Raw genomic sequence first — 10,202 nt, forward strand, 5'->3', positions numbered from 1 at the left:
GCGCCGGCGACAGCCGCGCGGCCTACGCAGCGCGGCGCCCTGGGACACGCGGCCTCGGACACGCGCCCTCAAGGCGCGCACTCGCCGAAAGCTCCCGCGTACGGGGCCGAGGCCCGCCGTCCCCGCCCGCCGTCCTCCGGCACTCACCCGCTCCCGTCACTCGGTCAGCCCGGGGGCGGGGACGGGGGCGGGGCCGGAGGGGTCTTCGGAGGGCGGCCGCGGCGGGGGAGAGGGGCGGGGGCGGACGGGAGGCGGCCGGCGTCGGCGAGGGCCTTGCGCAGCAGGAACTCGATCTGGGAGTTGGCGCTGCGCAGCTCGTCCGCCGCCCAGCGCGCCAGCGCCTCGTACACCGCGGGGTCGAGCCGCAGCAGTACCTGCTTGCGCGGGCGGCGGTCCGGCGGTGTCACTGGTACAGCGTGCCCGTGTTCAGCACCGGCTGCGCCGCCCGGTCGCCGCAGAGCACCACCATCAGGTTGGAGACCATCGCCGCCTTCCGCTCCGGGTCGAGCTCGACGACGTCCCGCTCCTCCAGCCGGTCCAGCGCCGCCTCGACCATACCGACCGCGCCGTCGACGATCTGCCGCCGCGCCGCGACCACCGCGCCGGCCTGCTGGCGCTGGAGCATCGCGGAGGCGATCTCCGGCGCGTACGCGAGGTGGGTGAACCGTGACTCGATGATGCGGACGCCCGCCGCCTCCACGCGCGCGTGCAGCTCGGCGGCGAGCTTCTCGGTGATCTCCTCGGCGTTGCCGCGCAGGGAGAGACCGTCCTCCTCGTGCGCGTCGTACGGGTACTCGATCGCGATGTGGCGCACGGCCGCCTCGGTCTGGGTCGAGACGAACTCGAGGAAGTCGTCGACCTCGAACATCGCCTGCGCGGTGTCCTCCACCCTCCACACGACCACGGCGGCGAGCTCGATCGGGTTGCCGTACGCGTCGTTGACCTTCAGGACCGCCGTCTCGTGGTTCCGCACCCGCGTGGAGATCTTCGCCCGCGAGGTGAGCGGGTTGACCCACCGCAGTCCGTCGTCGCGGATCGTCCCCCGGTACCGGCCGAAGAGCTGCACCACCCGCGCCTCGCCCGGCGCCACCATGTTGAGCCCGCACATCGCGAGGAAGGAGGCGATCGTGGCCAGCACGCCGACGACGATCAGCGTCACCTTCACCCCCGTGGAGCCGGTCGCCGCCCCCGCCACCAGCAGACAGACGCCGGCCGCCAGGCCGACGAGGCCGAGCAGGAGGGCGAGCCCGCCGCCGATGCTGTGCGCGGCGAACTCGCGTACGCGAGGCGCGGGCATCTCGGGCAGGTTCTCGGCCGGCGCGGCGCGGTCGTTCATGAGCATGGTGGCCCCGTTTCGTGGTCGGACTGTCTAGCAAAGTGATATCACTTTATCGTTCATGGCAACCCTCCGCACCCCTGAAGAGTCGGTTCCAGTGATGCGGGTGCTCATTCTCACGTCCGGAAAAGACCGGATCCGTTGAGCTTTGTCGCCACGCGTGGTGTTAGTTTGCTGAGCTGATTCGCAGATGAGCAGAGCGGAGCGACGGAGCGATGGGTCGAGCGGGAGCGCGACAGGCGCGGGAACGCGGAGCGCGCGGGGCGGAGACCGAAGGCGCGGGCATACGCCGCTACTTCACCTGGAAGAAGCTGCTGGGCGCCTTCTTCGGGTTCTGCCTGCTCGCGATGGGCGCGTTCTACATCGTCTACCTGCTCGTCCCGGTGCCCTCCGCCAACGCCCAGGCGACGATGCAGAGCAACGTCTACCAGTACGGCAACGGCAAGCTCCTCGCCCGCACCGGTGAGATCAACCGCGAGATCGTCGGGCTGGACAAGATCCCGGACGAGGTGGAGAAGGCGTTCGTCGCGGCCGAGAACAAGACCTTCTACCAGGACTCCGGCGTCGACTTCGTGGGCACCGCCCGCGGTCTGCTCAAGACCCTTCAGGGCAAGGGCAAGCAGGGCGGATCCACCATCACCCAGCAGTACGTCAAGAACTACTACCTGGACCAGGACCAGACGGTCAGCCGCAAGCTCAAGGAGCTGGTGATCTCGCTCAAGGTCGACCAGCGCATGGACAAGAACGCCATCCTCGCCGGCTACATGAACACCAGCTACTACGGTCGGGGCGCGTACGGCATCCAGGCCGCCGCCCGGGCCTACTACGGCGTCGACGCCGAGAAGCTCACCCTGCCCCAGGGCGCCTACCTCGCCGCCCTGCTCCAGGCCCCCAGCCAGTACGACTGGGCCGCCGCCGGCGAAACCGGCCGCAAGCTGGTGAAGGAGCGCTGGAACTACGTCCTGGACAACATGGTCGAGGAGGGCTGGCTGGACCGGTCGGAGCGCGCCGGGCAGACGTTCCCGGTGCCGCAGGCGCCCAAGGCCGCGCCCGGCATGGAGGGCCAGACCGGCTATCTCGTCGCCGCCGCCAAGCAGGAGCTGATCACGCAGGGCGTCAGCGAGGAGGACATCGACGCCGGCGGCTGGACCATCACCCTCAACATCGACGAGAAGCGGCAGAAGGAACTCGTCGAGGCGGTCGACAAGCGGCTGGAGGACCACCTCGACCGCGAGAACGACAAGGTCGACGCCACCGTCCAGGCCGGCGCCACCTCCGTCGACCCCAAGACCGGCAAGGTCGTCGCGCTGTACGGCGGCGTCGGCGCCACCGAGCACTGGATGTCCAACGCCACCCGCCGCGACTACCAGCCCGCCTCCACCTTCAAGCCCCTCGTCTTCGCCACCGCCCTGGAGAACGGTGCCGAGACGCAGGACGGCGCCGGGATCGGGCTCAACACGATCTACGACGGCACCAGCCGCCGCCCCGTCGAGGGCAGCGACACCCCCTTCGCCCCGCAGAACGAGGACGACCGCAGCTACGGCCCCGTCACCGTCCAGGAGGCGATGAACAAGTCGATCAACTCCGTCTTCGCGCAGATGATCGTGGACGCCGGACCCGCCGAGGTGAAGAAGACCGCGCTCGCCCTCGGTATGAAGGACGACGAGAGCTTCGTCGAGCAGCCCGCGATGTCGCTGGGCACCATGGGCGCATCGACGTGGGACATGGCCGGGGTGTACGCCACCCTCGACAACCACGGCAAGAAGGTCAACCCGACCATCGTGAAGTTCGCCGAGCACAAGGACCGCACGTTCGTGCCCGACACACCGCCCATCGGCGAGCGGGTCATCAGCCGGGAGACCGCCGACACCGTCACCGCCGCCCTGACCGGTGTCGTCCGGAACGGCTCCGGCCACGAGGCCAGCACCTCCGCGTACCAGGCGGCCGGCAAGACGGGCACGTCGGAGAACAACAAGTCGGCCTGGTTCGCCGGTTACACGCCCGAACTGGTCACGGTCGTCGCGCTCTTCGGCGAGGACACCAGTACCGACAAGGTCAAGCAGGTCAGTCTGACCGGCACCGCCAACTCGGGCCGCGCCAACGGCGGCGGCTTCCCCGCCCGCATCTGGGCCGACTACACGCTGGACGCCCTCGGCGGCGGTTCCGACGCCCGGTTCGACCTGGACATCGCCGAGACCGCCCCGGCCGGGCCGACCGCAACCGAGTCGCCCACCGAGGAGCCGACCGCAACCGAGTCGCCCACCGAGGAGCCGACCGAGACCGAGTCGCCCACCGAGGAGCCGACCCGGACGCGTTCGCCCTCCACCCCCACCCGTACACCGACGGCCCCGTCCCCGACGGAGACCCCGACCGACGACCCGACCGACGGCGCCACCGGCGGCGCCACCGGAGGCAGCACCGGCGGTGGTGACGGCGGCGATCCGACCGGGGAGCCGGGCGACGGCGGGTCCGGCGGTTCCGGAGGACCCGGCGGCCCTGGCGACATGAAGCCGCCCAATCCGTGACGTAGCGCGACATGACGGTGGCCGGGCCCCCTCACCAGGGGGCCCGGCCACCGTCATGTCACAACGGGGTGCCTCAGATACGGGTGGGCAGCTCGAACCAGACCACCTTGCCGGTCGACAGCCGGGTGGCACCCCACCGGCGGGCCAGCCGGTTCACCAGGAACAGGCCGCGCCCGCCCTCGTCGGTGTCCCGCGCCCGGCGCTGCCGCGGCAGCTGCGGGGAGTCGTCCCCGACCTCGCAGCGCAGTACGTCGGTCCGCAGCAGCCGCAGCGTCACCGGCCGCTCCGCGTACCGCACCGCGTTGGTGACCACCTCGCTCACCAGCAGCTCGACACTGTCCGACAGGCCCTCCAGGTCCCAGCGGGCCAGCGCCCGCCGCGCCAGGCGCCGCGCCCGGCCGGGGGCCTGCTCCTCCGGTTCCAGGAACCAGTACGCGACATCGCTCGGCGCGATCCCGTCGAAGCGGGCGGCGAGCAGCGCGATGTCGTCGTCCCGGTCGCCGGGACCCAGCATGTCCAGCACGTCGTCGCAGAGCGCCTCCAGCGGCGGCGAGTGGTCCGGGCCGGTCAGCTGGGCGGTGGCGGCCAGGCGCTCCCGCAGTTGCTCTATCCCCGTCCACACGTCACGCAGCCGCGACTCGACGAGCCCGTCGGTGTAGAGCAGCAGGGTCGCCCCGGCGGGGGCGTCCAGCTCGACCGCCTCGAAGTCCACACCGCCCACGCCGATGGGCGCGCCCGGCGGGACGCGCAGCACCTCCGCCCGGCCACCGAGGTGGAGCAGTATCGGCGGCGGGTGACCGGCGTTGGCGATGGTGATGCGGTGCGCGACCGGGTCGTACACCGCGTACAGGCAGGTGGCCATGCGGTTCTCGCCGAGCCGCTGGGCCTGCTCGTCGAGGTGGTGCAGCACCTCCTGCGGCGGCAGGTCCAGCCCGGCGAGGGTCTGCGCGGTGGTGCGCAGCTGGCCCATGATCGCGGCGGACGTCATGGAGTGGCCCATCACGTCGCCCACGACCAGGGCGACCCGGCTGCCGGGCAGCGGGATGGCGTCGTACCAGTCGCCGCCGACCCGCGCCGTCTCGGCCGCCGGCAGGTAACGGGAGGCCAGCTTCACGCCGGTCGGCTGCGGCAGGTTCTCCGGCAGCATGGTGCGCTGGAGCTCGTCGGCGATGTACGCCTCCCGCCCGTACAGCACCGCCTTGTCGATGCCGAGCGCCGTGTGCGTCGCCAACTGGGCGGCCACCAGCAGGTCGTTCGGCTCGAACGGCGGCCGGTCGGGGCGGCGCAGGAAGACGGCCGCGCCGATGACCCGCCGCCGGCCGCGCAGCGGCGCCAGGATCGCCCGGTGCCCGGACGGTACGCAGCGCCCGTCGCCGAGCAGTTCGGGCAGCGCGGCGCGGGCGGCCGCCGAGTCGCCGAAGACCGGGCGTACGCCACGGAGGACTTCGGCGAGGGCGCCGCCTGCCTGGACCTCGCACAGCTCGGCCGCCGGGCCGAGGTCGAGGTCGGTCTCCGGATCGGCCGCCGACAGGCCCAGGTCGGCCTCGTCCTCCGTTAAACGCAGCCGGTCGGTACGGCGCAGGCGGAGGACGAACGGGTCGACGGGCCGTTCGTCGCCGACCGGGAGCGGGTCACGGAGGTAGACGAGGATCGCGTCGGAGAACGTCGGCACGGTGGCCCGGCACAGGCCGAGCACGATCTCGTCCAGGTCGATGCCACGGGCGATGCGCCGGGTGGCGGCGCCCACGAACCGCAGCCGGTCGCCCTCGCGCCGCGCGGCCGCCGCGGGCTCCTTGCCGCCGCCCGCGGCGGAACCGCCCTGGGCGGGCAGCCCGTCCAGCGGCCCGGCCGCGCCCGCGGGCGCTCCGCCCCGCCCGGCGGCGTCCCCGGCTCCCGTACCGACCCCGGACGCCGTACGCGTACCCGTACCGGCCCCGGCTCCGGTGCCCGTGCCGGGTTCCGTACCCGCACCGCCCGCCGCGCCGCCCGTGCCCGGGCCGCCCGCAGTGCCGTCCGCGTCCGGTGCCTGCGCGGTACCGCCTCCGGCCGCGTGCCCCGGCGCCCCGGTGGCGCGCCCGGCCGCCCCGCGGCCCGATCCGCCCGGCCCGCCCGGAACGGCGGTCGCGGGGGAGGGCGCCGGGGTCTGGGCGGCACCCCCGCGGGGCGCGGACAGGGGCGCGGTCGCGGGCGGGGCGGCGGGGGACGGGGGCGTCTCCCGCCGCGGCCGGGTGCGTTCCTGCGGCCGGGCAGCCAGGGGCTGCCGGCCTTCGTGGGAGGTGGGATGCTCCGTCACGCGTGGGATTCCGTCCGTCCGGGCCGGTAGTGCGATGCGATCGCTCTGTCAGGCGCTATACCCGCTCTGAGGGCGGCGTCGACAAGGGGTGACGGATCCGGGCACGGATCAGGCACGGTCCACCCCCTCCATGGATGACTTACGGTCAGTTCCTGGTCTTCGCTCAGTCGTTACTGCTCCGCGAACGTGCGGAGGACGATCCTACGTTTGCACCCCAGGGGCGCATCAAGGGTCTCATGGAGCCGTGTGCGCCGGGGTGCGATCCCAGTTCGCGGGCAAATCCGGAACCGTCCAGTCCGGGTCCGGCCGCCAGTTCTCCCAGCCGTCCGCGAACGGCGCGCCCCAGGCGCGGATCACCTCGACCGCCGCCCGCCCCGCTTCCCGTACCCGTCGGGCCTGTGCGGGGCCCATCAGGCCGCTGCGCTGAGCCTGGGCGAACTCGTCCTCGTCGCGCCACAGCCAACTGCGATCGGGGTACACCGAGATGTCCAGGAAGTGGTCCTCGGAATCCACGCCGTCCGCCCATCGGGTGCGCGGCTCCTCGAGGTTGACGTACCAGCTGCGGAACCGCCAGCCGCGCTCCCAGAACAGCCACACCGACCAGGGCTCGTCCGGCCGGGCCAGCTTCAGCACGCCCGTGCCCTCCCACCGGGTGCGCACGGTGGTGCGCGGCGCGGTGTACCGGGTGGCGAGCGGCTCCTCGTGGACGGGGCTGCCGTCGGCCAGCACCGGCTTGACGCACTGGGTGCCCGGTGCCATCCACACGGCGAGCAGGTCGTCGGTGTCCTGGACGACCGTCACCGGCCGGCAGATGTGGATGTGACCGTCGCCGTTGTCCCGGTAGCGCCACAGGATCCGCGCGCCCGGTGACCAGCGCGCACCGCCGGAGCGCGCTCCTCTCCCTGTCGTCGTCTCGGCTGTCATGCGCAGATCTTAGAGGTGCGCCCCCGGCCCCACCGCGGTCCGGATCACGGGCGGCGAGGCCGACGGCGTACGAAAGACCAGGTCACGGCCGGGTCATCCGCAGGACGTCCAGGGCCTCGTCGAGCTGCTGGAGCGTCAGGTCGCCCCGCTCCACGTACCCCGATGCGATGACGACCTCCCGGATCGTCCTCCGCTCGGCGAGGGACTTCTTGACGACCTTCGCCGCCTCCTCGTAACCGATGTACTTGTTCAGCGGGGTGACCACGGAGGGGGACGACTCGGCGTACTCGCGCGCCCGCTCCACATTGGCGGTGATGCCGTCGACCGTGCGGTCCGCCAGCAGGCGGGCGGCGTTGGCGAGGAGCCGGATCGACTCCAGCAGGTTCTTGGCGATGACCGGCAGCATGACGTTCAGCTCGAAGTTCCCGGCGGCGCCGGCCGCCGCGACCGTGGCGTCGTTCCCGGTCACCTGGGCGGCGACCATCAGCACCGCCTCCGGGATCACAGGGTTGACCTTGCCGGGCATGATCGACGAGCCGGGCTGGAGGTCGGGGAGGTTGATCTCGGCCAGGCCGGTGCGGGGACCGGAGGCCATCCAGCGCAGGTCGTTGGAGATCTTGGTGAGGGAGACCGCGATCGTACGGAGCTGTCCGGAGGTCTCGACGAGCCCGTCGCGCGCGCCCTGCGCCTCGAAGTGGTCACGGGCCTCGGTCAGGGGCAGCCCGGTCGCCGCGGCGACCTCGGCGATGACGGCGGCGGAGAAGCCGGGCGGGGTGTTGATACCGGTGCCGACCGCCGTACCGCCCAGCGGCAGCTCGGCGAGGCGCGGCAGTGAGGCATGCAGCCGTTCGACGCCGTACCGGACCTGGGCGGCGTAACCGGCGAACTCCTGTCCGAGGGTGACCGGTGTCGCGTCCATCAGGTGCGTACGGCCGGATTTGACGACCTCCGCGAATTCGGCTGATTTCCGCCCCAGGGCGGCCGCCAGGTGTTCGAGGGCCGGGACGAGGTCCCGGGTGACGGCGGCGGTGGCGGCGATGTGGATGGAGGAGGGGAAGACGTCGTTGGACGACTGGGACGCGTTGACGTGGTCGTTGGGGTGGACGGCGCCGGGGCGGCCGAGGCGCTCCCCGGCGAGGGTGGCGAGGACCTCGTTGGTGTTCATGTTCGACGAGGTGCCCGAGCCGGTCTGGAAGACGTCGACGGGGAAGTGGTCGTCCCAGCGGCCCTCGGCGACCTCCGCGGCGGCCTCCTGGATGGCGGCGGCGACGCCCTCGTCCAGGACGCCCAGTTCCGCGTTGACCTTCGCCGCCGCGGCCTTGATCCGGGCCAGGGCCTCGATGTGGGCCCGCTCCAGGCGCTGCCCGGAGATGGGGAAGTTCTCCACCGCCCGCTGGGTCTGGGCCCGCCACTTGGCGTGGGCGGGGACGCGTACCTCCCCCATGGAGTCGTGCTCGATCCGGTACTCCCGCTGGTCGTCGCTCATCCGTCAACCTCCTGAAAAAGGTGAGCACTTGTCTTGTTCCACGTATTCCCAAGCTCTGTACCGGCCAGTAAAAACCGTGGGTAACCCCACTTCCAGGAGGCGCAATGACGCGCACCGGTACCAGAGCCGGGTTCGGACTGCGATGCACGGTCGCGGCAGCGGCCGCGCTCGCCACCGCCCTCGGCGGGACGGCGGCGGCCACCGCGGCGGACGCCCCGCGCACCACCGCATCCGTACCACTCCCGCCCGAGCTGGAGGCGATCCGCGCCGCCGAGGCCACCAAGCTGTACGGCAGTCCCGCCGAACGGCCGCTCGCCGAACGGAAGACCGGCCTGATCTCCCTGGGCGACAGCGAGATCTCGGGTGAGGGCGTCGGCACGTACGAGCCCCCGACCAACGGCCCCGACAACTGGTGCCACCGCTCGCCCCAGGCGGCCATCCACCGCACCGGTATCCCCGCCGACGTCACCTACAACGTCTCGTGCTCCGGCGCCGCCACGCCGAACATCCGCATCGGCGGCACCAAGCAGTACGCCGACGAGCTGGTCCAGAGCGACAACCTCGCCATCAAGGCCCGCAACACCCGGATCAAGATGGTGCTCCTGGTGGCCGGCGCCAACGACGACCTCCAGTTCGGTCCGGTGATGACCGACTGCGTCACCCGCTACCTCACCCTCCAGGGTCCGTGCGAGCCGAAGTACGCCCCCGGCTGGCAGGCCCGCGTCGACGCCCTCGTGCCCAAGGTCGAACAGACGGTCCGCGACCTGCGGACCGTGATGCGCGGCGCCGGGTACGCCGACGGAGACTACAAGCTGGTCGTCATGGGCTACCCGAGCCCCATCGGCCCCGACTTCCACGACAACCCCGACTTCCCCGGAAAACTCGCCTGCGGCGGCCTCGGGTACGACTCCGACACCGTCTGGGGCCGCAACACCGCCGTACCCGCGTTCGAGCGCGGCATGCGGCGAGCGGCGGCGAACACCGGAGCCGTGTACCTCGACAACTCGCGGCTGTTCCACGGGCACGAGGTCTGCATGGAGGACACCTGGGCCCGCGGCCTGTACATCGACCTGTCCAAGCCCGGACTGCCGGACGAGAACTCCGTCCGGCAGTCCTTCCACCCCAACGCGGCCGGTCACGCCGCCTTCGCCTCCTGCCTGACCCAGCTGTACGCCTCGGGCGTGCGCGAGGCGGGGTGCGCCGACCCGGCGTCGACGGGCAGGCCGGTGCTGGTGCCGGGGGCCTGGGACGACGGGTTCACCCCGCTGCGCGGCGAGGCCACCGGCACCTGCGTGGACGTCACCGGTGCGGTCACGCGCAACGGCACGGCGGTCGGTGGCTGGGACTGCCACGCGGGACGGAACCAGGACTGGTGGTACGACCCGGCGCGCGGGTCGCTCCACACGGCGCTGACCCATGACCGGTGCCTGGACGTCCCGGGCGCCGCCTACCGGGCGGGCAAGGCGCTGGTCCTGTGGAACTGCTCGGGCGCGGCCAACCAGCGGTTCGTCCGCGAGGGCGCGACGCTGCGCCCGGCGGCGGCACCGTCGCTGTGCCTCACCCTCGCCGCGGCCAGGGACCCGCTGCGGCTCCAGGCCTGCGACGGGACGGCGGAACAGCGGTTCGCGTAACCCGCGT

At 72.4% G+C, this 10,202-nt stretch carries 7 protein-coding genes; 2 read left to right on the forward strand and 5 right to left on the reverse strand.

All coding sequences use genetic code 11. The annotated features are described in order from the left end of the window. Positions 1-164: 164 nt before the first annotated feature. Both ABD347_RS04395 and ABD347_RS04400 read right to left on the reverse strand, forming a co-directional pair. Positions 165-407 carry a type II toxin-antitoxin system antitoxin gene (locus ABD347_RS04395; protein WP_344356527.1) on the reverse strand — a complete coding sequence of 81 codons (243 nt, stop codon included), beginning with the start codon at positions 405-407 and terminating at the stop codon, positions 165-167. Then, positions 404-1,336 (reverse strand): SPFH domain-containing protein, encoded by a 933-nt coding sequence (locus ABD347_RS04400; RefSeq protein ID WP_344356751.1) that lies wholly within the window; start codon positions 1,334-1,336, stop codon positions 404-406. The genes ABD347_RS04395 and ABD347_RS04400 overlap by 4 nt, the downstream gene beginning before the upstream one ends. Positions 1,337-1,551: 215 nt before the next feature. Here ABD347_RS04400 and ABD347_RS04405 point away from each other — a divergent pair, with 215 nt between their 5' ends. Next, positions 1,552-3,861: a transglycosylase domain-containing protein gene (locus ABD347_RS04405; protein ID WP_344356529.1), complete on the forward strand. Its 2,310-nt coding sequence runs from the start codon at positions 1,552-1,554 to the stop codon at positions 3,859-3,861. 73 nt (positions 3,862-3,934) lie between these two features. Here the strand turns inward: ABD347_RS04405 and ABD347_RS04410 are convergent, their stop codons facing one another. The 3 genes from ABD347_RS04410 to ABD347_RS04420 all read right to left on the reverse strand — a co-directional run bounded on the left by ABD347_RS04410 (position 3,935) and on the right by ABD347_RS04420 (position 8,564). Then, positions 3,935-6,154 (reverse strand): SpoIIE family protein phosphatase, encoded by a 2,220-nt coding sequence (locus ABD347_RS04410; protein WP_344356531.1) that lies wholly within the window; start codon positions 6,152-6,154, stop codon positions 3,935-3,937. Positions 6,155-6,388: 234 nt separating this feature from the next. Further along, complete coding sequence (gene fomD / locus ABD347_RS04415) at positions 6,389-7,078, reverse strand: cytidylyl-2-hydroxypropylphosphonate hydrolase (protein WP_344356532.1); 690 nt, start codon at positions 7,076-7,078, stop codon at positions 6,389-6,391. Positions 7,079-7,160: 82 nt separating this feature from the next. Beyond that, positions 7,161-8,564: a class II fumarate hydratase gene (locus ABD347_RS04420; RefSeq protein WP_344356534.1), complete on the reverse strand. Its 1,404-nt coding sequence runs from the start codon at positions 8,562-8,564 to the stop codon at positions 7,161-7,163. A gap of 104 nt (positions 8,565-8,668) precedes the next feature. On the opposite strand from ABD347_RS04420, the gene ABD347_RS04425 reads away from it, so the two are divergent. Next, on the forward strand, positions 8,669-10,195 hold the full coding sequence (locus ABD347_RS04425; protein ID WP_344356536.1) for a ricin-type beta-trefoil lectin domain protein: 1,527 nt from the start codon (positions 8,669-8,671) through the stop codon (positions 10,193-10,195). The last annotated feature ends 7 nt before the right edge of the window (positions 10,196-10,202 follow it).

Origin of the sequence: Streptomyces gobitricini (genome assembly GCF_039532985.1) — a bacterium.
GTDB classification, from domain to species: domain Bacteria; phylum Actinomycetota; class Actinomycetes; order Streptomycetales; family Streptomycetaceae; genus Streptomyces; species Streptomyces gobitricini.